Annotated in this window: 20 protein-coding genes; 12 read left to right on the top strand and 8 right to left on the bottom strand. The window is 72.2% G+C overall.

The features are described from left to right. Positions 1 to 97 precede the first annotated feature (97 nt). Positions 98 to 1,156: an aldo/keto reductase gene (locus IW248_RS14110; RefSeq protein WP_196927345.1), complete on the top strand. Its 1,059-nt coding sequence runs from the start codon at positions 98 to 100 to the stop codon at positions 1,154 to 1,156. Between the two features lie 166 nt (positions 1,157 to 1,322). Here IW248_RS14110 and IW248_RS14105 read toward each other — a convergent pair whose 3' ends face one another. Then, positions 1,323 to 3,479, bottom strand: a complete 2,157-nt coding sequence (locus tag IW248_RS14105) for an elongation factor G-like protein EF-G2 (protein ID WP_196927344.1) — start codon at positions 3,477 to 3,479, stop codon at positions 1,323 to 1,325. Between the two features lie 249 nt (positions 3,480 to 3,728). Here IW248_RS14105 and pgsA point away from each other — a divergent pair, with 249 nt between their 5' ends. The 6 genes from pgsA to pdxT all read left to right on the top strand — a co-directional run bounded on the left by pgsA (position 3,729) and on the right by pdxT (position 8,836). Next, entirely contained in the window at positions 3,729 to 4,358 is a 630-nt protein-coding gene (gene pgsA, locus IW248_RS14100) for a phosphatidylinositol phosphate synthase (RefSeq protein ID WP_196927343.1), read from the top strand. Positions 4,359 to 4,401: 43 nt separating this feature from the next. Beyond that, positions 4,402 to 5,334, top strand: coding sequence for a phosphatidylinositol mannoside acyltransferase (locus IW248_RS14095; RefSeq protein ID WP_196927342.1), 933 nt, complete (start codon positions 4,402 to 4,404; stop codon positions 5,332 to 5,334). Between the two features lie 16 nt (positions 5,335 to 5,350). After that, entirely contained in the window at positions 5,351 to 6,511 is a 1,161-nt protein-coding gene (locus IW248_RS14090; protein WP_196927341.1) for a glycosyltransferase family 4 protein, read from the top strand. Between the two features lie 81 nt (positions 6,512 to 6,592). Next, positions 6,593 to 7,096 carry a hypothetical protein gene (locus IW248_RS14085; protein ID WP_124823307.1) on the top strand — a complete coding sequence of 168 codons (504 nt, stop codon included), beginning with the start codon at positions 6,593 to 6,595 and terminating at the stop codon, positions 7,094 to 7,096. A gap of 149 nt (positions 7,097 to 7,245) precedes the next feature. Beyond that, positions 7,246 to 8,163, top strand: coding sequence for a pyridoxal 5'-phosphate synthase lyase subunit PdxS (gene pdxS / locus IW248_RS14080; protein ID WP_196927340.1), 918 nt, complete (start codon positions 7,246 to 7,248; stop codon positions 8,161 to 8,163). Positions 8,164 to 8,230: 67 nt separating this feature from the next. Beyond that, complete coding sequence (pdxT, locus tag IW248_RS14075; protein ID WP_196927339.1) at positions 8,231 to 8,836, top strand: pyridoxal 5'-phosphate synthase glutaminase subunit PdxT; 606 nt, start codon at positions 8,231 to 8,233, stop codon at positions 8,834 to 8,836. Positions 8,837 to 8,852: 16 nt separating this feature from the next. On the opposite strand, the gene IW248_RS14070 is transcribed toward pdxT, so the two are convergent. Next, positions 8,853 to 9,704, bottom strand: coding sequence for a helix-turn-helix transcriptional regulator (locus IW248_RS14070; protein ID WP_231397203.1), 852 nt, complete (start codon positions 9,702 to 9,704; stop codon positions 8,853 to 8,855). A gap of 104 nt (positions 9,705 to 9,808) precedes the next feature. Here IW248_RS14070 and IW248_RS14065 point away from each other — a divergent pair, with 104 nt between their 5' ends. The 4 genes from IW248_RS14065 to IW248_RS14050 all read left to right on the top strand — a co-directional run bounded on the left by IW248_RS14065 (position 9,809) and on the right by IW248_RS14050 (position 12,471). Further along, positions 9,809 to 10,468, top strand: coding sequence for an NADPH-dependent FMN reductase (locus IW248_RS14065; RefSeq protein WP_196927337.1), 660 nt, complete (start codon positions 9,809 to 9,811; stop codon positions 10,466 to 10,468). A 1-nt stretch (position 10,469) separates the two neighbouring features. Then, positions 10,470 to 10,766: a hypothetical protein gene (locus IW248_RS14060; protein ID WP_196927336.1), complete on the top strand. Its 297-nt coding sequence runs from the start codon at positions 10,470 to 10,472 to the stop codon at positions 10,764 to 10,766. Positions 10,767 to 10,989: 223 nt separating this feature from the next. Beyond that, positions 10,990 to 11,742 (top strand): YebC/PmpR family DNA-binding transcriptional regulator, encoded by a 753-nt coding sequence (locus IW248_RS14055; protein WP_112583375.1) that lies wholly within the window; start codon positions 10,990 to 10,992, stop codon positions 11,740 to 11,742. Between the two features lie 111 nt (positions 11,743 to 11,853). Then, positions 11,854 to 12,471 carry a ribonuclease FAU-1 family protein gene (locus IW248_RS14050; protein ID WP_307787942.1) on the top strand — a complete coding sequence of 206 codons (618 nt, stop codon included), beginning with the start codon at positions 11,854 to 11,856 and terminating at the stop codon, positions 12,469 to 12,471. Between the two features lie 12 nt (positions 12,472 to 12,483). Here the strand turns inward: IW248_RS14050 and IW248_RS14045 are convergent, their stop codons facing one another. After that, positions 12,484 to 13,458 carry an RICIN domain-containing protein gene (locus tag IW248_RS14045; RefSeq protein ID WP_196927334.1) on the bottom strand — a complete coding sequence of 325 codons (975 nt, stop codon included), beginning with the start codon at positions 13,456 to 13,458 and terminating at the stop codon, positions 12,484 to 12,486. 253 nt (positions 13,459 to 13,711) lie between these two features. Here IW248_RS14045 and IW248_RS14040 point away from each other — a divergent pair, with 253 nt between their 5' ends. Beyond that, on the top strand, positions 13,712 to 14,740 hold the full coding sequence (locus IW248_RS14040; RefSeq protein WP_196927333.1) for a helix-turn-helix domain-containing protein: 1,029 nt from the start codon (positions 13,712 to 13,714) through the stop codon (positions 14,738 to 14,740). Between the two features lie 74 nt (positions 14,741 to 14,814). On the opposite strand, the gene IW248_RS14035 is transcribed toward IW248_RS14040, so the two are convergent. The 5 genes from IW248_RS14035 to IW248_RS14015 all read right to left on the bottom strand — a co-directional run bounded on the left by IW248_RS14035 (position 14,815) and on the right by IW248_RS14015 (position 20,875). Then, a complete protein-coding gene (locus IW248_RS14035; protein WP_196927332.1) occupies positions 14,815 to 16,626 on the bottom strand; it encodes a carbohydrate binding domain-containing protein in 1,812 nt (603 codons plus the stop codon). Positions 16,627 to 16,803: 177 nt separating this feature from the next. Next, positions 16,804 to 17,865 (bottom strand): ABC transporter permease, encoded by a 1,062-nt coding sequence (locus IW248_RS14030; protein ID WP_196927331.1) that lies wholly within the window; start codon positions 17,863 to 17,865, stop codon positions 16,804 to 16,806. Further along, entirely contained in the window at positions 17,862 to 18,755 is an 894-nt protein-coding gene (locus tag IW248_RS14025) for an ABC transporter ATP-binding protein (RefSeq protein WP_124822291.1), read from the bottom strand. The genes IW248_RS14030 and IW248_RS14025 overlap by 4 nt, the downstream gene beginning before the upstream one ends. Positions 18,756 to 18,836: 81 nt before the next feature. Further along, the gene (locus IW248_RS14020) at positions 18,837 to 19,541 is read right to left on the bottom strand and encodes a response regulator (RefSeq protein WP_124822290.1); all 705 of its coding nucleotides are present in this window, start codon (positions 19,539 to 19,541) and stop codon (positions 18,837 to 18,839) included. Next, positions 19,538 to 20,875 carry a sensor histidine kinase gene (locus IW248_RS14015; RefSeq protein ID WP_196930192.1) on the bottom strand — a complete coding sequence of 446 codons (1,338 nt, stop codon included), beginning with the start codon at positions 20,873 to 20,875 and terminating at the stop codon, positions 19,538 to 19,540. Before IW248_RS14015 ends, IW248_RS14020 begins: the two co-directional genes overlap by 4 nt. Positions 20,876 to 20,970 lie beyond the last annotated feature (95 nt).

Below are 20,970 nucleotides of genomic sequence, written 5' to 3'. Positions count from 1 at the left end.
CGTCGATCATGCCGCACCGTGACCGTCGCCGTGCGCCCGCATGGCGGACCGCAGGATCTGCTACGCCCCGGCCCGCGCGAGGTGGCACGATCGGCCGATGGCAGTCACGACACGCACGTTGGGCCGCAGCGGCATCGAGGTCAGTGCCCTCGGCATGGGGTGCTGGGCGATCAGCGGGCCCTGGGCGGAGGGCGCCCAGCCGCTGGGCTGGGGCGCTGTCGACGACGATGAGTCGGTGCGGGCGGTACGCCGGGCCCTCGATCTGGGCATCACCCTCTTCGACACCGCCGACACGTACGGGGCCGGGCACGGTGAGCGGGTGCTCGGTCGCGCGCTCGCCGGTCGCCGCGACGAGGCCGTGATCGCCACCAAGTGGGGTTACACCTTCGACGAGGCCGCTCGGCAGGCCACCGGCGAGGACGCGTCGCCCGCGTACCTGCGCGGTGCCGTGACCGCCTCGCTGCGCCGGTTGGGCACCGACCGGATCGACCTCTATCAGCTGCACCTGGCCGACCTGTCGGTGCCGAGGGCGCAGGCGCTGATCGGAACCTGCGAGGACCTGGTGGCCGAGGGTCTGGTCCGCGCGTACGGGTGGAGCACCGACCGCCCCGACCGGGCTGCCGCGTTCGGGCACGCCGCCGCCGGTGCCACCGCCGTGCAACACACCCTGTCGGTGCTGCGCGACGCCCCCGAGCTGCTCGCCGTCTGCGACAAGTACGACCTGGCCAGCGTCAACCGGGGTCCACTCGGGATGGGGCTGCTCACCGGCAAGTACTCGGCCGGGTCGACACTGCCCCGCGACGACGTACGCGGGCTGGCCCCGGGCTGGTTGGAGTGGTTCCGGGGCGGTCGGCCGGCACCGGAGTGGCTGCGCCGGGTCGGCGCGGTCCGTGCCGCGCTCACCGCCGACGGGCGCACCCTCGCCCAGGGCGCGTTGGGCTGGATCTGGGCGCGCAGCGGTCGCACCATCCCGATCCCGGGCTGCCGTACGGTCGCCCAGGTCGAGGAGAACGCCGCAGCGCTGCACCGGGGCCCGCTGCCGGCGGACCAGTTCGTCGAGGTGGAGCGTCAGCTCGCCGCCGTCCGCACCGCCGCCCTCCGCGACGCCGACCGCCCCCACTGGCCCCGCCCCACCCACCCCACAGTCCACCCGTAACCAACCCGCCCCGCCCCCGCCCCGCCCCCCGCCCCGCGCCCCGCGTCGATCTTGCAGTTTCTGCGGGTACTTATGCTGCAATACCGACATAGAGGCAACAGAAAGTGCAAGATCGCGGGGGTCGGGCGGATCGCGAGGGCCGGGCGGATCGCGGGCGCGGTGGGGGTTAGGGGAGTTGTTCTTTGCGGGTCTGGTCGGCCAGGTGGGCGGGCATGGGGTCGTGGCGGACGAAGTGGCGGCGGAAGGTACCGGTGCCGGCCGTCATGGAGCGCAGCTCGACGGCGTACCGCAGCAGTTCGGTGGCCGGCACTTCGGCGCGGACGAGGGTGCGGCCCTCGGTGTCCGGGTCCGGTTCGGTGCCGAGCACCCGGCCGCGTCGGCCGGACAGGTCGCCCATCACCGTGCCCACCGAGCCGTCCGGAACCCGGATGGTGACCTCGTCGATCGGCTCCAGGAGGGCCGGTTGGCCACGCTCGGCGGCGTCGCGCAGCGCCAGCGCGCCGGCGGTCTGGAAGGCCGCGTCGGAGGAGTCGACGCTGTGCGACTTGCCGTCGACCAGAGTCACCCGCAGGTCCACCACCGGGTGACCGGCGACCAGCCCGCGCTCCAGTTGGGCGCGGACGCCCTTCTCCACGGACGGGACGTAGTTGTGCGGCACCGCCCCGCCGACGACCCGGTCGACGAACTCGAAGCCGCTGCCGCGGGGCAGCGGCTCGACCTCGATGTCGCAGACCGCGTACTGGCCGTGGCCGCCGGACTGCTTGACGTGGCGGCCGTGCCCCTTCGCGGGCACGGTCAGCGTCTCGCGCAGCGACACCTTGACCGGCTCGGTGTCCAGCTCGACGCCGCCGGCGCGTAGCCGGTCGAGCACCACGTCGGCGTGTGCCTCGCCCATGCACCAGAGCACCAGCTGGTGGGTCTCCGGGTTGCGCTCCAGCCGCAGCGTGGGGTCGCCGGCCACGAGGCGGGAGAGGTTGCGGGCCAGGGCGTCCTCGTCGGCGCGGCTACGGGCGGCGATCGCCACCGGCAGTAGCGGCTCCGGCATCTCCCAGGGAGCGATCAGCAGCGGGTCGTCAGCTGTCGAGATGGTGTCGCCGGTCTCGGCGCTGCCCGATTTGGTGATCGCGCAGATGTCGCCGGCCACGCAGAGCGACACCTCACGCACTGTGGCGCCGAGCGGGGTGTAGATGTGCCCGACCCGCTCGTCGGCGTCGTGGTCGGGGTGCCCGCGTTCGGCCATGCCGTGCCCGGAGACGTGCACGGTCTGGTCGGGGCGCAGCGTGCCGGAGAAGACCCGGACCAGCGAGACCCGACCGACGTGGCGGTCGACGGTGGTCTTGACGACCTCGGCGACGAGTGGCCCGGCCGGGTCGCAGCTCAGCGGTGGACGCGGTGAGCCGTCCACGCCGGTCACCGCCGGCAGCTCGTGCTCCAGTGGCGACGGGAACGCGGCGGTCAGCACCTCCAGCAGCACGTCCAGCCCGACACCGGTCTGGGCGCAGACCGGCACCACCGGGTAGAAGTGGCCCCGGGCGACGGCCTTCTCCAGGTCGTCGATGAGCACCTCGTCGGTGATCTCCTCGCCGTCGAGGTAGCGGTCCATGAGGGTCTCGTCCTCGCTCTCGGCGATGATCCCCTCGATCAGCTCGTCGCGGGACTCGTCGATGGCCCGCTGGTGCTCCGGGTCCGGGTCGCGGACGTCGGCGGGGAGCCCGTTGCTGTAGTCGAAGACCCGGCGGGTGATCAGGCCGAGCAGACCTTCGGTGGAGACCCCGTCGTCGCCGAGCATCGGCAGGTAGAGCGGCATCACGTTGTCACCGAAGAGGCGTTGGCAGAGCGCCACGGTCTCGTCGACGTCGGCGCGGGGCTGGTCCAGTCGGGCGACCGCGACCGCGCGGGGCATGTCGACGGCGGCGCACTCCTCCCACAGCGCCACGGTGGCCGCGTCCATCCCGCCCGCGGCGGAAACCACGAAGAGCGCGGCGTCGGCGGCCCGCAGCCCGGCGCGCAGCTCGCCGACGAAGTCGGCGTACCCCGGGGTGTCCAGGAGGTTGACCTTGATGCCGTTGTGCAGCAGCGGCGCGCAGGACAGGCTGACCGAGCGCTGCTGGCGTACGGCTGCGGGGTCGTGGTCGCCGACAGTCGTGCCGTCGGCCACGGCGCCGGCGCGGCCGATCGTGCCGGTCGCCGCGAGCAGGGCCTCGACCAGTGTGGTCTTGCCCGCCCCGGAGTGCCCGACGAGCACCACGTTGCGAACGCGCTCGGGCTCGGTCACCACCGGCGTGCCGCCGGTGGAACCCTTGTCGTGACTCTTCTGCGCCATGGGGCGCACCTCCCTCAGCCGGTGGTGGTGGCGACCGCCGCGCGACGGGTAGCGGCCCGGGGCGAGTGCGCGGCGTCATCCTCCGGTGGTCTGCTGCACAGCGGGAACGGGACGGGTGGACGGGTGAGCTGGCTCACCTCCCGGCTCGATCTCACACCCGTTGCCGGGTAGGCACAAGCCTCCCCCGGGCGGGTCGGCGGTACCGTCCGTATCGCCGGAGCTGGGCGGACCGTTATCGTGGGGACCGCCATGGCGAAGATCTTCCAAGTGTCGGCCCGCGCGGGGATGACCCGCGTCGTCGAGCCGATTGCCCGCGCCCTGCTGCGCGCGGGCGTCACCCCCAATGCCGTCACCGTCGCGGGCACCGTTGGTGTGCTCGTCGGCGCGCTCGGCTTCGGTGCTCGCGGCCACCTGGTCGCGGGCGCGTTGATCGTCACCCTGTTCGCGCTCACCGACCTGCTCGACGGGACGATGGCCCGGATGAGCGGTGGCTCCACCAAGTTCGGGGCATTTCTCGACTCAAGCATGGACCGGGTGGCCGACAGCGCCGTCTTCGGCGCGGTCGCGTACTGGCTGGCCACGCAGAGCAACTACTCCGGGGTGGCGGCCGCGTTGGTCTGCCTGGCCGCCGGCAGCCTGGTCTCCTACGTGAAGGCTCGCGCCGAAGGGCTCGGCATGACCTGCAACGTGGGCATCGCCGAGCGCACCGAGCGGCTGCTGATCGTCGGGGTCGGCGGGATCCTCACCGGCGTCGGTGTCGATCCGGCCCTGGAGATCGCGCTCTGGCTGCTCGCCGCCGTGTCGATCTTCACGGTGGGGCAGCGGATGGCGCACGTCTACCGCCAGGCCCAGCAGCTCCAGCCGGACGGCCAGGCGTGAGGGGCGTGCCGGCGACCCGTCGGAAGACCGGCGGCCGAGTCGCGTGAACCTCACCGAGCTGGGCTACATGGCCGGGTGGCGGGTGGTCCGCGCGCTACCCCGGCCGTTGGTGGCGGCGGCGTTCCGGGCGGGCGCGGACCGCGCCCATCGCGCCGGTGGCGGGGGTACGGCCCGACTGCGCGCGAACCTGCGCCGGGTGGTCGGCCCGGAGCTGCCCGACGCCGAGTTGGACGATCTCGTCAAGCGCGCGTTGCGCTCCTACGCCAGGTACTGGATGGAGGCGTTCCGGCTGCCCGCCCTGAGCCGGTCGCAGATCCTGTCCGCCTTCCGGCTCGACGGCGCCGAGCTGCTCGCCGCCGACGTGGCCGCCGGACGGGGCGCGGTGGTGGCGCTGCCGCACGCCGGCAACTGGGATGCCGCCGGCGCCTGGGTGGCGGCCACCGGTTGGCCGATCACCACGGTCATGGAGCGGCTCAAGCCGGAGGGCGTGTACAAGCGCTTCCTGGCCTTCCGGGCGAGTCTGGGGATGGAGATCCTGCCGACCCACGGGGGGCCGCGTCCGGCGTTCGACGTGTTGCTGGACCGGCTCCGGGCCGGTGCGGTGGTGCCGTTGCTGGCCGACCGGGACCTCTCCGCCCGGGGGGTGGAGGTGGACTTCTTCGGTGGGAAGACCCGGATGCCCGCCGGGCCGGCGTTGCTCGCGCTGCACACCGGTGCGCCGCTCTACGTGGCCTCGCTGTGGTACGAACCGGACGCCGCCTGTGCGTCGCTGGCTGGTCCGTTGCCGGTGCCGGGGCCCGAGGTGGGGCCGCTGGACCAGCGGGTCCGATCGCTGACCCAGCTGATCGCCGACCGTCTGGCGGCGGGTATCGCCCAACATCCGGAAGACTGGCACATGTTGCAGCGGATGTGGCTGGACCAGGCGAGGTCAGGGGAGGGCGCGGCGCGGTCCTCGTCGGCCCCCGGCCAGGCCTGAGGAGGTGGGCTGACGCATGCGGATCGGCATCGTGTGCCCGTACTCCTTCGACGTGCCCGGTGGGGTGCAGAACCACGTCATGGACCTCGCCGAGGCGCTGATCGCGCTGGGCCACGAGGTCAGCGTGCTCGCGCCTGCCGACGAGGATTCGCCGCTGCCGGAGTACGTGGTGTCCGCCGGGCGGGCCGTTCCGCTGCCGTACAACGGTTCGGTGGCCCGGATCGCGTTCGGCCCGGTGTCGACCGCCCGGGTGCGGCGGTGGATCACCAACGGCGACTTCGACGTGCTGCACGTGCACGAGCCGCTCACGCTGAGCCTGTCCCTGCTGGCCGTGCTGTCCGCCCGTGGCCCGGTGGTGGCCACGTTCCACACCGCGATGACCCGTTCGCGGGTCCTCGCCGCCGCGCAGGGTGTGCTCCAGATCGTGTTGGAGCGGATCACGGCCCGGATCGCGGTGAGCGCGCTGGCCCGCAAGGTGCAGGTCGAGCACATGGACGGCGGCGCGGTGGAGATCCCCAACGGGGTGGCGGTGGCCAAGTTCGCCGACGCCGAGCCGTTGCCGGGCTGGCCGGGGGAGTGCGCGGCCGGGACCGGTGGCACGCTCGGCTTCCTGGGCCGGTTCACCGAGGCTCGCAAGGGCTTCCCGGTGCTGCGCGACGCGTTCGTGGCGTTGGCCGCCACCCGGCCCGGTCTGCGGTTGCTCGTCGCCGGCCCGGGTGACCCCGACGACCTGTACGACCAGTTCCCCGCCGAACTGCATGAGCGGATCACGTTCCTCGGCCTGGTCAGCGAAGCGGACAAGGCGCGGATGCTGCGCAGCGCGCACCTCTACGTCGCACCGAACACCGGCGGCGAGTCGTTCGGAATGATCCTCACCGAGGCCCTCGCGGCGGGTACGACTGTGGTCGCCAGTGACCTGGACGCGTTCCGGCGGGTCCTCGACGGTGGGCGGGCCGGTCGCCTCTTCCCCACGGGCGACTCGGTGGGGCTGCGTGACGTGCTGAGTGAGCTGCTGGACGACCCGGCCGGGCGGGCCACGCTGAGTGCCTGCGGCGATCAGGTGGTCGCTAATTTCGACTGGCCGGTGGTTGCTCGGCGCGTTCTGGAGGTATACGCAGCGGCGATCGAGGCAACCGACGGGCGGGTCATCGACCAGGAATGGGTGGGGCTGGGCTGAGCCGGTGTGACGGATGGTGCGGTGGTGACCGGCGGGACCGGTCCGGCCGCGCCCAATCGGACGAAACGGAGCAGCACTACGATGCCGCACATGTGGTGGGTGGTGGCCGGAAGCGTGGTCGTGGGGCTGGTCGCGGCGTACCTCATCTGGACCGCCGGCCGGGTCGAACGGCTGCAGGGCCGGGCGGAGCTGGCGGCCCGGGCCCTCGACGCCCACCTGCTGCGCCGCGCGGCGGCAGCCGCCGTCCTGGCTGAGCGGCGTTTCGGGGTCGAGCTGTACGCGGCGGCCCGGATCGCCCTGGACGCCAGCCCGGACGAGCGGGAGGCGGCGGAGAACGACCTCACCCGGCAGTTGCGGAGCGTCCAGTTGGACCCGAACGATCCGAGCTGCGCGGCGGTCATCGCCGCCAGCCGTCGGCTCGCCTTGTCCCGGCAGGTGCACACCGACCTGGTCCGGGACGCCCGTTCGGCGCGCAGCCGGCCGCTGGTGCGGCTGTTGCGGATGGGGCGGGGCCGGCAGTGGCCGCGCTACTTCGACATCGACGACCCGACCCTCGTCGTCCCGGCGGACGTCCCCGCCGCCTGATCTCCGACGGTCGTCGTGGCTGCCACGTCGGGCCGGTGACCACTGCCACAGTGCAGGCCACCGGGGGTCTGATTGGCTGTCGGAACGGCGTTGAACCGCGCGTAGCATTTCGCTGCCACCCCCAGAGCACGTCCAAGGAGCGATGACCCGTGCCCGAAAACACCGTCTCGAACGCCGGTACCGCCCCCGTCGTCGGCACCGCCCGCGTGAAGCGCGGCATGGCCGAGATGCTCAAGGGCGGCGTGATCATGGATGTCGTCAACGCCGAACAGGCCAAGATCGCTGAGGACGCCGGCGCCGTCGCGGTGATGGCCCTGGAGCGGGTGCCCGCCGACATCCGCGCGCAGGGCGGGGTGTCCCGGATGAGCGACCCCGACATGATCGACGGGATCATCGAGGCGGTCTCCATCCCGGTGATGGCCAAGGCCCGCATCGGTCACTTCGTGGAGGCACGGATCCTCCAGTCGCTCGGCGTGGACTACGTCGACGAGTCCGAGGTGCTGACCCCGGCCGACTACGCGAACCACATCGACAAGTGGGCGTTCACAGTGCCCTTCGTCTGTGGCGCGACGAACCTGGGCGAGGCGCTGCGCCGGATCACCGAGGGCGCGGCGATGATCCGCTCCAAGGGCGAGGCGGGCACCGGTGACGTCTCCAACGCCACCACCCACATGCGGAAGATCCGCCAGGAGATCAGCCGGCTCGCCTCGCTGCCGGCCGACGAGCTGTACGTCGCGGCCAAGGAGCTGCAGGCCCCGTACGAGCTGGTCAAGGAGGTCGCCGAGAGCGGCAAGCTGCCGGTGGTGCTGTTCACCGCGGGCGGGATCGCCACTCCGGCGGACGCGGCGATGATGATGCAGCTCGGCGCGGAGGGTGTCTTCGTCGGTTCCGGCATCTTCAAGGCGGGCAACCCGGCTCAGCGGGCCGCCGCCATCGTCAAGGCCACCACCTTCCACGACGACCCGGACGTGCTGGCCAAGGTCTCCCGGGGTCTCGGCGAGGCGATGGTCGGCATCAACGTCGACGAGATCCCGCAGCCGCACCGCCTGGCCGAACGCGGTTGGTGAGCGCGAGGAGTGAGCCGCTCTTGCGAGCCCCGCAGTCGCGAGCGAAAGAAGGGTTGGTGACGGACACGTGGCCGTACCCGTGATCGGTGTGCTCGCCCTCCAGGGCGACGTCCGCGAGCACGTGGCGGCGCTGGCCGCGGCGGGCGCGGACGCCCGCCCGGTCCGCCGTCCGGCGGAGCTGGCCGCGGTTGACGGCCTGGTCATCCCCGGCGGCGAGTCCACCACCATCAGCAAGCTCGCCGACATCTTCGAGATGCGCGAGCCGATCGAGAAGCGGATCGCCGACGGCATGCCGGTCTACGGCTCCTGCGCCGGGATGATCATGCTGGCGACCGAGGTGCTCGACGGCCGACCCGACCAGCGGGGCTTCGCCGGCATCGACATGACCGTCCGGCGCAACGCGTTCGGCCGGCAGGTCGACTCGTTCGAGGCGCCGGTGACCGTCGCCGGTGTGCCGGGGGAGCCGTTCCACGCGGTGTTCATCCGCGCGCCCTGGGTGGAACGGGTCGGCGCCGGAGTCGAGGTGATCGGGACGGTGACCGACGGCCCGGCCGCCGACCGGATCGTGGCGGTGCGGCAGGGCAACCTGTTGGCCACCTCGTTCCACCCCGAGTTGACCGGCGACCTGCGCGTGCATGCGTACTTCGTGGACCTGGTGCGGGCCACCTCCTGACCGGGGGACCCGTCGCTCAGCCGGCGACCGCCCGCAGGTGCCCCGGGCGGCGGCCCGCCAGCTGGTCGAGCGCGGCCGCCGTGGCGGCGTCGGCGGGCAACTGCACCACAAGTCGCTGCGGATCGGCCTCGGCCAACTCCAGGGTCTCGACGTTGAGGCGCAACAGCCCCGCCGCCGGGTGGCGTACCGTCAGCAGGCCGCCACGCGCGGCGGTGACCGGTCGCCGCCGCCACCTGTCGACGAACGGCGCACCCACCGTACGGGCCAGTTGCTCGGCGAAGGCGTCGCTGGCCGGATCGCCCCGACGCAGCAGATGCAGCTCCGCGACCTGCTGGTCGGCCAGCGACGACCACTGCGGATAGTGCTCACGAGCCCGCTCGTCGGTCAGCACGAACCAGATGAGGTTCGGTCGCGACCCGTCCAGCAGGCCGAGTGGGCGGGCGAGCACGTCGAACGGCTCGTTCCACGCCAGCACGTCGCCGAGCCGGTTGAGCACGTACGCCGGGGTGTCGCGCAGCGCGTCGAGCATCGCGCGGACCGTTGGCCGGACGGTGCGGGACACCGTCGGACGGTCGCCCGCGCAGAGCTGTCGGGCGTGTTGAGCCGAGGCGAGCTGGCGCAGGTGTTCGCGGTCGGCGCTGTCCAGGCGCAGCGCGTCGGCGAGCGCGGCGAGGATCTCCGGCGACGGCCGGGTGTCGCGACCCTGCTCCAGCCGGGTCAGGTATTCGACGCTCACCTGCGCCAACGTCGCCAGCTCGGCCCGGCGCAGCCCGGGGGTGCGTCGGCGGGGGCCCTCGGCGAGGCCGACGTCGGCCGGCTGCCGTGCCTCGCGGCGACTGCGCAGGAACGCGCCCAGCTCTCCGTCCATCACCGACTTAGTCTGGCAGCCGGCACTGGCCGGTGGGTGGCCCTGGCAGGGCCATCCTCGCGGCGGTCTCCCCGGCCCGTCCCGTCGGCCACAGGATCGTGGTCATGACTGACACACAGAGCACAGGACCGCTGCGGATCGGGCTGATCGTGGGCAGCACCCGTCCCGGCCGGCGCGGCGCGGCGATCGCCAGTTGGGCGATGGAGGTGGCCGAGCGGCACGAGGCGGTACGCGCCGGGGACGCCGTCTGCACGCTTGTCGACCTCGCGGAGCAGGACTTGCCACTGCTCGACGAGCCGGTGCCGGCGCTGTTCGGCGACTACCGGCACCCGCACACCCGGCGGTGGGCGGCGGTGGTGGACGCCTGCGACGCCTTCGTCTTCGTGACCCCGGACTACAACCGCTCGATCCCGGCCGCGCTCAAGAACGGGATCGACTACCTGTACGCGGAGTGGACCGACAAGGTGGCCGGGGTGCTGAGCTACGGCGTGCAGGGTGGCAACCGGGCAGCCGACCACCTGCGGGCGATTCTGACCGAGGTACGGACGGTGGTGGTGCCGACCGGAGTGGCGCTGTCGATCTTCACCGACTTCGACTTCACCGGGGCCGACCCGGGTGACCGGACCGCCGGCCGCTTCGCGCCTGGTGACGGCCGGGAGGCGGAGCTGTCCACCATGCTCGCCGAGGTCGTGACCTGGTCCCGAGCGCTGCGTCCGGTCGACCCGGCACGGGTGGCGGCCGGCACCGCGGAGCTGGTGGGCTGAGATGGAGACCATCCTGATCCGGTACCGGGTGCGTCCCGAGCACCTGGCCGAACATCTGCGGCTGCTCGGGGCCGTCCACGAGGAGTTGGCCCGGACCAAGCCCGCCGGGCTGCGCTACCTGACGGTGCGGCTCGACGGTGGTCGGAGTTTCGTCGAGGTCGCGCAGGGCCCGGACCTGCCCGGCCCGCTGCCCGCTATGGAGTCGTTTCAGCGCTACCGGGCCGGGCTGGATGATCGGTGCGACGAGCTGTCGATGGTCGAGTGCACGGTGACGGGGTCGTACGGATTCGTGATGTGACTCCGTTTTCCGGCCGTATGCCCGTTTTGGTCGTACGGGGAGGTCGCCGCGCGCGGTGCATGACAGCGACCCGGGGGACGTCGGTAGGATTGCGGAGATTCGGCAGGGCCATCTGCCCGCCACGGCTTCCACCAGAGCTGACCGGCACCTCCGCGTGCGCCGGCGGGAGCGGGGCGTGAGCGGTGCGGTCGATGCAGACGGCGGGTAGCAACGGAGGTAGAAGATGTCCGGCCACTCAAAGTGGGCGACGACCAAGCACAAGAAGGCCGTCATCGACGCCAAGCGCGGCAAGATGTTCGCCAAGCTGATCAAGAACGTCGAGGTGGCCGCGCGGATCGGCGGCGGCGACCCCACCGGCAATCCGACGCTCTTCGACGCCATCCAGAAGGCGAAGAAGAGCTCGGTGCCGAACGACAACATCGACCGCGCCGTCAAGCGTGGCTCCGGGCTGGAAGCCGGCGGCGCCGACTGGCAGACGATCATGTATGAGGGGTACGGCCCGAGTGGCGTGGCCATGCTCATCGAGTGCCTCACCGACAACCGCAACCGGGCGGCGACCGAGGTGCGCACCGCGTTGACCCGCAACGGCGGCTCGCTCGCCGACGCCGGCTCGGTGTCGTACATGTTCTCCCGCAAGGGCGTGGTGATCGTCCCCAAGGAGGGCACCAGCGAGGACGACGTGATGCTGGCCGTCCTGGACGCCGGCGCCGAAGAGGTCAACGACCTCGGCGAGGCGTACGAGGTGGTCTCCGAGCCGACCGACCTGATCCCCGTGCGGACGGCGTTGCAGGACGCCGGCATCGAGTACGAGTCGGCCGAGTCGTCCCTGATCCCCAGCGTCAACGTGCCGCTGGACGAAGAGGGCGCGCGCAAGATCTTCAAGCTGATCGACGTCCTGGAAGACTGCGACGACGTCCAGAACGTCTACGCGAACTTCGACGTCAGCGACGACGTGATGGCAGCCGTAGACGCCTGACCTCACTCCCACCCCCGCCGCGATCTTGCACTTTCTGACCCGACAGACCGGGTCGCTCGCGGCAAATCGTCAACAGAAAGTGCAAGATCGCGGTGAGGGTTGGAGGGCTTGGTGGGGGAGCGGTTTTCGACTGGTGACACTGTGGTGCGGCGTGAGGTGCTCCGGGGTGAGGTCTGGTTCGGCTGCCCGACGATCTGTGTCGAGGATTCGCCTGACCTGCTCGCCCTCTACCTCCCACCGGGGGCCGAGTTCGGCTTCCCGGAGACCGGCGTCTTCCCGTGCGGACGGCACCCGTGGGAGGCGGCGGGGCAACGCTCCTGGTCCGGGCACGGCAAGTTGATGCTGCAACGCCCCGGTGAGGCGCACTCGATCGACGTGTTCTGGACCGGGCCGGGCCGCGACTTCGCCGGTTGGTACTTCAACCTGCAGGACCCGGTGCGGCGTACGCCGATCGGGGTGGACACCCTGGACCACGAACTGGACCTGTGGTGGGCCGCGGACGCCGACCGGTACGTCTGGAAGGACGTGGAGATGTTCGCCCAGCGCCTCGTCGAGGGGCGCTACCCGGGCATGGGGGACGCCATCCAGGCCGAGGGTGACCGGATCGCCGCCCTGCTCGACGGGGGTGAGCGCTGGTGGGACCCGTCGTGGGCCACCTGGCGGCCCGACCCCGCCTGGACGGCGCCTCCGCTGCCCGCCGGCTGGGACCGGGTGCCGCCCGCACGCTGAGCGGGGCCGAGGTCAGTTCCCGGGCAGCGCGTTGACCAGGAACACCTGATCCGGGCCGCCGGTGCACGGCTCGACCAGCGCCGCGTCGGACACGTCGCTGTCGTCGTCGCGCAGGCCGACGCACAACTCGCTACGGTCGGGCCGGATGCGGTACGCGCCGGGCGTCGCCCCGGCCGGTTCGAAGTGGAACACCTGCTTCGGCCTGTCCGCGCTGCAATCCTCCTCGTTCCAGGGTTCGAGCAGGTCCCGGCCGGGATCCTCGTCGCGGACGGTGAGGCAGCCCTTCCCGAGCACCGGGTGGACCCAGTGGATGAAGAACATTCCGTCGGCCACCGGTTCCAGCGAGGTGTCCGGTGGGGTGGCCTCCCCGCAGGGCCGCTGGACAGCTATCTCCTTGGTGTACTGGCCGGTGCGATCGCGACCCTCGGTGAGGCAGAGGTGCGGGCTGCGGACGGGGCGGATCTGGCTGAGCCCCGCGCTCGGCGAACGGGCACCGTCACCCGCCGATGGGGCCTTTCCTTGCTCGTCGTCGCGTCGCTCGATCCAGAAGCCCACGCCGAGCGTGGCCAGCAGGGCGGCGACGACGAGCAGCGCCAGCGGCGCGGGCCGCGCGAACCAGCGTGGGCGGGCCGGGTCAGGGTCCTCCGGGGCCACTGTCGTGACCGCGTCGACCGGCGGTGGCTCCGCTGCCGACGACGGCGGGGCGAACTGACCTGCCGCGAGACGGTGCCGGGCCCGTAGCCACGTATCGACCTGATCTTCCGCGCCGCACGCCCGCACGAAGGCGGCCACCACCTCGGGTCGCGGCAGGCTGGACCGGCGCAGGATGTCGGCGGCGGTGCTGCGGGCCAGCACGTCACCGGCGGCCGCGGCGCGCTGCTCCAGCTGCCGGTAGGTCAGCCGCGACCGGTCCTTGAGGTCACGCAACATCTCGATGAACTCGGCTGGGTCGGCTGCCTCGTCCGGTCGTAGCTCCCCCGTGGTCATCGCACGATTCTCCAGACAGCGCGGACGCGAAGGCAAGCGGGGTCCGGGTGACTGTCCGAGATGGTCGGACAAGATCCGGACAAGGGCCCGTGAGCTGCCCGGACAGCGCAGCGCGGCGACCAGGGCATTGTCCTCGCCCACCTGCCTATCTAGCGTCTTTTATCGACGGCCGCGCCGCTGACCGGTGTACGGCCGACGGGCTCGCGCCGGCAGTGGTCCGGGCTCGACCACATCAACGACACGGGGAGATTCGATGGATGACGCTGTCCGGGATCCGGTGCCACAGGCGGCCACGGCGGGGGAGTACGTGGCGATGCTCAGGGACGTGCGGAGGCGTTCCGGCCTGACCTATCGGGAACTCGCCCGCCGCGCCTCGGCGGCCGGGCACTGGTTGCCACCGAGCACCCTCGCCACGATGCTGGGGCGGACGACGCTGCCCCGGGAACGCACAGTCGTCGCGCTGCTGGCCGCCTGCGGTACTCCGGCGGCGGAGGTCGAGAGGTGGCTGGAGACACGGCGGGACCTCGAGGCGCACCTCGGCGAGCGGGGTCGGGGGGAGAGCGACGAGGAACGGACCCCTGCCAGCTCGTCCACGACCGTCACCGCGGACATCCGCCCGAGCGTCGGCTCGGTTCCGCCGCGACCCCAAGCGCCCTGGCCGGCCCGTCGCTGGCTTCGGCTGGCGCTGCTGGCGGTGCTGGGCGTCCTGACGGTCGGGGCGTCCGGGGCGCTGCGACCCCTCGCCCCTCCCACAGTGGACAGCGCGTCGACCGTCGGCTGCCCCGAGGTGTTGCGCCAGGGCATGTACGGCCCCTGTGTGCTGAGCCTTCAGGAGCACCTGGTGGCCGACGGGCTCACCGTCCCGGTCGACGGCTGGTTCGGCCCGGACACCACCAGCCGGGTGATGGTGTTCCAGGCGCTTGGTGGCCTGCCGGTCAGTGGCACAGCTGACGAGCGGTTGTTCGACGAGTTGGCGGGCGATCGCAAGGTGCCCCCCAGTTGGTCGGAGGACCGGATCGGCAAACATCTGCGGCGGACGTTCCCGGAGGACCCGGCCGGGGCGGTGCAGGTGGCGCGCTGCCTGTCCGGGCTGGATCCGTACCGGGTGGAGGTCGTCGAGGACGGATCGCGCCGTTGGGGGTTGTTCCAGTTCAGCGACATGGAGGTGTCCCGGTTCGGCGTGGACCGCCAGACGGCGCTGGACGCGGCGTGGAACATCAGGGCGGCGCGGGAGGTCTGGTCCCGTACCGGCGACTTCGGCCACTGGAACTGCGCCGCGTAGCGGTCACGCGTGAGGCTCCCCGCCCGGTCCACGAACCGGACGGGGAGCATCCCCCCGTTACGCCGACCGACGATTCACTGTCGCAGGCGGTTGGCGAACACGTACGCGCCCACGGAACGTCCGGTGGCGAGCCCGGCCTCCGCGTCGAACCGGTAGTGCACGCCGAGGTAGATCCGGCTCAGCGCGTTCTCCTCGGCGGCGTGGTCGAAGCCGGTCATGTGCCGGACCACGTCCACGGCGTGCGGATCGTCGGTGGTGGCGTCGAAGGCGATCGCATCGGTGCCGAAGAATCCCTTCATCACCGCGGACCAGGCCCCCGCGAAGGTGGCGTGCCCGGAGATGTAGGCCGGGAAGGCCGGCGTGTACGGCACGCCCTCGCGGGTCTTCGACAGCGGCTGCCAACCAGTGCCCTCCGTCGCCTCGATCGCGGTGACCGGCCGCCACAGGTCGATCGATGTCTGGTACTTCGCGTCCCAGGCCGCGATGGCGGCGTCGGCGAGGGAGAGGGCGACCAGCCCGAAGAGCCGGGCGTTGGCCAGGATGCCGAGCTGACGCTGCTCCGACACGGTCCGGGTGTGCGTGAAGAGTTGACCCGGTGGCTTGTACGTGCCCCCCAGGTCGTTGGCCCAGAAGAACGCGATCTGCGTCTGGTCGTCGGTCCGCAGCGACGACTCCTGACCGCCGTAGTCGCGGACCTCCCGCACCTGGGTGTCGTATTCCTCCTTGCCGAGCAGGTCCTCGTAATTGGTGGCGCCGGCCGGTAGGCCGGGCCGGAACTGCCGGCCCGAGGTGAGCGCGAACGGGGTGACCAGGCCCCAGTTCGGGCTGACCGCCGCCTTGCCGTTGGTCGGCCGCCACGCGCCGGGGACGTTCTCCTGCACCGGGTACGCGGTGGTGTTGTCGGAGCCGTCGTTGGCGCGGGCCTGGAGGTTGGCGGCGGCTGCCGCGGCGCCGACTGTCTCGCCGCGCGCCACCTCGGCGTCGTTGACACCGGACGGCCGGCGCTTGACGGCGTCGCCGAGGGCAACGGTGAAGGAACGACCGTGCCGGGTGTACAGCGCGGTCAGCACGTCGTACGCCGCCTTGTCGATGGCCGCGTGCAGGGACGGTGCCACGACGTTGTCCATGGTGCCGGGGTAGCTGACCGGCACCCGTACCCGATAGGGGTTGCCCACTCCGGTGACCGAGACGGCGGCGTCGTGCATCGCCGCGTGCAGGATGGCGGCCTCGCGGGACGAGTCGGTGGGTGGCAGGTCCAGCGCCCGGTACGTGGCCAGCAGGATGCCGTTCCAGTACAGGATCGGGTCGGTGGCCGGGTCCACGGCCAGCGGGGTGAGCGAGATGTTGTCCAACCGGACCGTCGAGGCGGCCTGGCCGCCGAAGTGGAACAGCAGCACCGCCTTCGGGTCGCCGAACGGGGACGCGAAGTCGAAGGTGAACCGGCGGGTCGAGGATGTCAGCGCGACGCTCTGGTCGACGGCGGAGGTGAAGGGCGTGTCCGCCCGGGAGACCGAGACGCGCAGGGAGCGGTTGACGTCGGCGGAGGCGTCGAACTGCAACCGGTACGGCTGTGCGGCCGTCACCCCGAACTCGAAGTGACCGACCAGGTCCTCCCAGACGGGCTTGCCGACAGTCGCGCTGGTGCGGACGCGCAGTTGCCCGGCGTTGACGGTCGTGCTGGTGGAGGCGAGCCGGGTCCACCAGGGCTGGGTGCTGCCGTTGTCGAACGTGCCGTTGAGGATGAGGTCGCCCGGGGCGGCCGTGGCCGGCGCGGGCCGGACGAGGGCCGTGAGGGTGCTGGCGAGGGCGACCGCGAGCACCATGCTGAGCAGACGACGGAGTTGCCGTGCGAAGTCGTAGTGCCGCGGGCTGATCGGTGGGGACATCGAGAGCCTTTCCGGTCCGGGACCGGCGACGACCAGGTCGTTGCCGTGAGGATCGGCTCAACGTAGGAGCGTTCTCGCTGTTCGCGGCCACCGAACAGCGCTCGGAACCGTGCCGCACAGCAGCGGGCGCCGGCATCCGATCAGGACACCGACGCCCGCGCGGGCGAGCCGTCGTGCTCAGCCGATGGTCTCCCGCTCCCGCCAGGCGGTGCGCAGCGAGGTCCGACCGTTGGTGCGCAGGAGCGACCCCTCGTACACCCGGGCGCCGGCGGCGAGGAACGCGCCGGCGGCGAGCACCAGGATGACCAGCGAGACGATCGGTTCCCACCCGGCCGCGTCGCCGGTGAACAGCCGCAGCGGCATGGCCGTGGGCGACGAGAACGGCAGGTAGGAGAGCACCCGCATCGCTGTGGCGTTGTCGTTCAGGAAGATCACCGCGAAGAACGGCAGCATGACGGCGAGCTGCACCGGCGTCGACACGGCGGCGATGTCCTCCTGCCGGTTGGCCAGCGCGCCGGCCGCCGCCCACATGGCGGCGAGCAGCACGAAGCCGATCAGGAAGAACGGCACGAACCAGCCGATCGCCGGGGCGAGCAGGCTGAGCAGACCTCCGCTGTCGCCGATCTGCAGCCCGAGCACCGCCACCACCGCGATCAGGGCGATCTGCGCGAACGCCAGGATGGCCCCGGCCACCACCTTCCCGGCCAGCAGGGCCCGGACCGGCACGGCGGCGACCAGGATCTCCACGATCCGGGTCTGCTTCTCCTCGATGACGCTCTGCGCGATCTGCACACCGAACGTCTGCGAGGTGAGGAAGAAGACGAACGCGAAGACGAACGGCACCAGGAACGCCACCACCGGGTCGACCGCGTCCGGGTCGAGCAGACGGACTGTCGGCTGGGTGCTCAGGGCCTTCACCACGTCGTCCGGGGCGTCGTCCATGGCCAGGACGGCCGGTCCGGTGACCACCGCCGCGTCCACGTCGTCGTCGCGGACGGCCTGCTCGGCGGCCCGGTCGTCGGGGACGACCCGGACCTCCAGCCCGGCGGCGCGCAGCGGCGCGGCCAAGCTCTCGGTCACCGCCACTGTGGACGGCCCGCCGGAGAACAGCGGCGGCAGGATGGTGCCCGCCGCGGCGATCAACAGGAAGAACAGCGTGCCGAACAGGAAGGTGCGGTCGCGGAGCTTGACCCGGATCTCGCGTTCGGCGACCAGCCGGGTGGCCTGGGTGACGTTCACTGGGTGACCTCTCGGAAGATCTCGGTGAGCGAGGGGCTGACCGGGCGGAAGGCGCGGACCGGACCGCGCGCGAGGGCCGCCCGCAGCACGGGCTGCTCGTCGGTGCCGGCCGGCAGGTCGAAGACCACACGGGCGCCGTCCAGCTCGACAACTGTCACCCCGGGGTGGTCGCGTACCCAGCCGGCGTCGTGTTCCACGACAAGCTCGAAGCGGGGCACTGTGTACGAGTCGCGCAGCTGCTGCCGGCTGCCGGCGGCCCGGATCACCCCGTCCCCGATGATCACCAGGTCGTCGCAGAGGCGCTCCACGACGTCGAGTTGGTGACTGGAGAAGAGCACCGGCGCGCCGGCCGCGGCCCGTTCCCGCAGCACGGCCACGACGGTCTCCACGGCCAGCGGGTCGAGGCCGGAGAACGGTTCGTCGAGCACCAGCACCTCGGGATCGTGCACCAGCGCGGCGGCTATCTGGGCGCGCTGCTGGTTGCCCAGCGACAGCGTCTCCAGCAGGTCGTCGCCGCGCTCGCCGAGCCCGACCCGGTCCAGCAGCGCGTCGGTGGAACGCCGTGCCGCGGCGGCGTCCAACCCGTGCAGCCGGCCCAGGTAGGTCACCTGCTCGCGGGTGGTCATCTTGGGGTAGAGGCCCCGCTCCTCCGGCATGTAGCCGAAGCGCCGACGGTCCTGCCGGGTCAGCGTCGTGCCGCCCCAGCTCACCTCGCCGGCGTCGGGGGCGAGGACACCCAGGATGATCCGCATGGTGGTGGTCTTGCCGGCGCCGTTGGCGCCCACGAAACCGGTCATCCGACCGGCGGCCACCTCGAAGGACACGTTCCTGAGCACCTGACGGTCGCCGAAGCTGCGGTCGACGCCGTCGAGGCGAAGCGTTCTGGTCACGCACTCACGCTAGATCGCGTACGCCGCCGCGCCGTCCGCCCGACGGGTGAGCGGGCTGGTCCACCTCGCGGCGGACGCCCGTCATCCGCCGGGCCGGACCACCCCGTTCTCGTACGCGAACACCACGGCCTGCACCCGGTCGCGCAGGCCGAGTTTGGCCAGTACGCGACTCACGTGCGTCTTCACCGTCGCCTCCCCCAGGTGGATGGTCGCGGCGATCTCCGCGTTGCTCGACCCGGCGGCGAGCAGCATCAGCACCTCCCGTTCGCGCGGGGTCAGCTCGGCCAGCGCGGCATCGGCGTCCGGGCCTCGGTGGGCGGTGCCCGTCGGGTCGCCGGGTCGGGCGAAGGTGGAGATCACCCGGCGGGTGATCTCCGGGGCGAGTAGACCGTCGCCCCTGGCCAGCACCCGGATCGCCTCGATCAGCTCCTCCGGCGTGCCGTTCTTGAGTAGGAAGCCGCTGGCCCCGGCACGCAGCGCGGCGAACAGGTAGTCGTCGCGGTCGAAGGTCGTGAGGATCAGCACCGCGGGCGCCCCGGGGCCGTCGGCGACGATCTGCCGGGTGGCCTCCAGGCCGTCCATCCCGGGCATCTCCACATCCATGAGTACGACGTCGGGGGCCGTGGCTCGGGTCATGGTGACGGCCCGTTCGCCGTCGGCGGCCTCACCGACCACCTCGATGTCGTCCTCCACCTCGAGGATGACCCGGAAGCCGGTACGGACCAGGTGCTGGTCGTCGGCGAGCAGCACCCGGACCGGCTGGCCCGCGTCTGGTGCGGCGCTCATGCCGAACTCTCCGTGCCGGCGGCCACCCGGGGCTCGTCGCTCGGCTCCCGCTGCGAGCCGACCGGCGGGTCCGCCGACGCCGCCAGCGGGAAGCGGGCGCGTACCCGCCAGCCGCCGCCGGCTCGCGGCCCGGCCTCCAGGTCGCCGTCGTGGGCGGTGACCCGTTCGCGCATCCCGATCAGGCCCAACCCGACGGTGTCGGCCCGGCCACCGCCCCGCCCGTCGTCGGTCACGTCGACCTCCACCTCGCGGGCCAGGTACCGGACCCGCACGTCCAGCAGGGCCGCGTCGGCGTGCTTCAGGGTGTTTGTCACCGCCTCCTGCGTCACCCGGTAGGCCGTCTGGGAGACCGAGTCGGGCAACGCGACCGGGTCGCCGTACACCCCGAGGGTGGCCGTCAGCCCGGCGGTCCGAGCCCGCGCGACCAGCTCGTCGATCCGTTCGACGCCGCCGGCCACCGGCGGCGCGGCGTCGGTGCCGGCGGAGGTCCGCAGCACGCCGAGCATCCGACGCAGCTCGTCGACGGCGGTACGGGCGCTCTGCTCGATGGCGGTCAGCGCGGTGCGGGCCTTGCCCGGGTCGCGGTCGAACACGCGTCGGCAGGCGGATGCCTGTACGCCCATCACCGACACGTGGTGGGCGACCACGTCGTGCAGCTCGCGGGCGATCCGGACGCGTTCACCGAGCACCGCCCGTTCCCGGGCCTCGGCCTGCGACCGGCGCAGGTCCTCGGCCTGGGCGCGCAGCTCGTGCTCGCGGCGCGCGGCCACCCATGCGGTCTCGCCGAAGAAGTACGCGAAACCGAAGACCAGCACGTTGAGCAGCACCCCGTTGACCATCGCGGCGAGCACCGGTGGCACCGGCCCGACCGCGTCGGCGAAGGTGTCCGCCGGAATGTGGTCGATCATCACCGCGTAGTAGATCCCGAGCCAGGCGAACATCGTGGCGATCACGCCGATCCGCAGCCGGCGGGACAGTTGGCGGTCCTGCCCCCACGCGCCGACGGTGTAGAGGGCGCAGAACAGGGCCCAGGAGGAGAACTGGCTCTCCGGGGCCGAGCGCGCCTGCGCGGCGATGAACGCCACAGCGACGACCAGCACCGTCGCGGTCGGCCAGCGTCGTCGCCAGATCAACGGGAGGGTCACCGCGACGGTCCAGAACAGCTGCTCCGGCCCGGACGGCGGTGGGCCCAGCAGGAACGCGCCGGTGCTACGGGCCAGGGTCAGACTGACCAACGCCAGCCCGGTCATCCCCAGGCCGATCCAGAGGTCGTTTCGGCGTTGCTCCGCCGTTGGACCCGGGCGACGCCAATCCTCTCGCGGTGCCACTGTCATCCGGGAACGATGCCACGCCGCCCACCAGCCCTGTCGACCGGGCGCGCCGGTTCCCGCGCGGTCGCGTCGACGGGCGGCGGCCCGGCGCGGGGTAC

This window comes from Micromonospora ureilytica, from assembly GCF_015751765.1.
Taxonomy (GTDB): domain Bacteria; phylum Actinomycetota; class Actinomycetes; order Mycobacteriales; family Micromonosporaceae; genus Micromonospora; species Micromonospora ureilytica.
The sequence above is the reverse complement of the archived record's forward strand: the minus strand, read 5'-3'. Positions and strand labels throughout refer to the sequence as shown.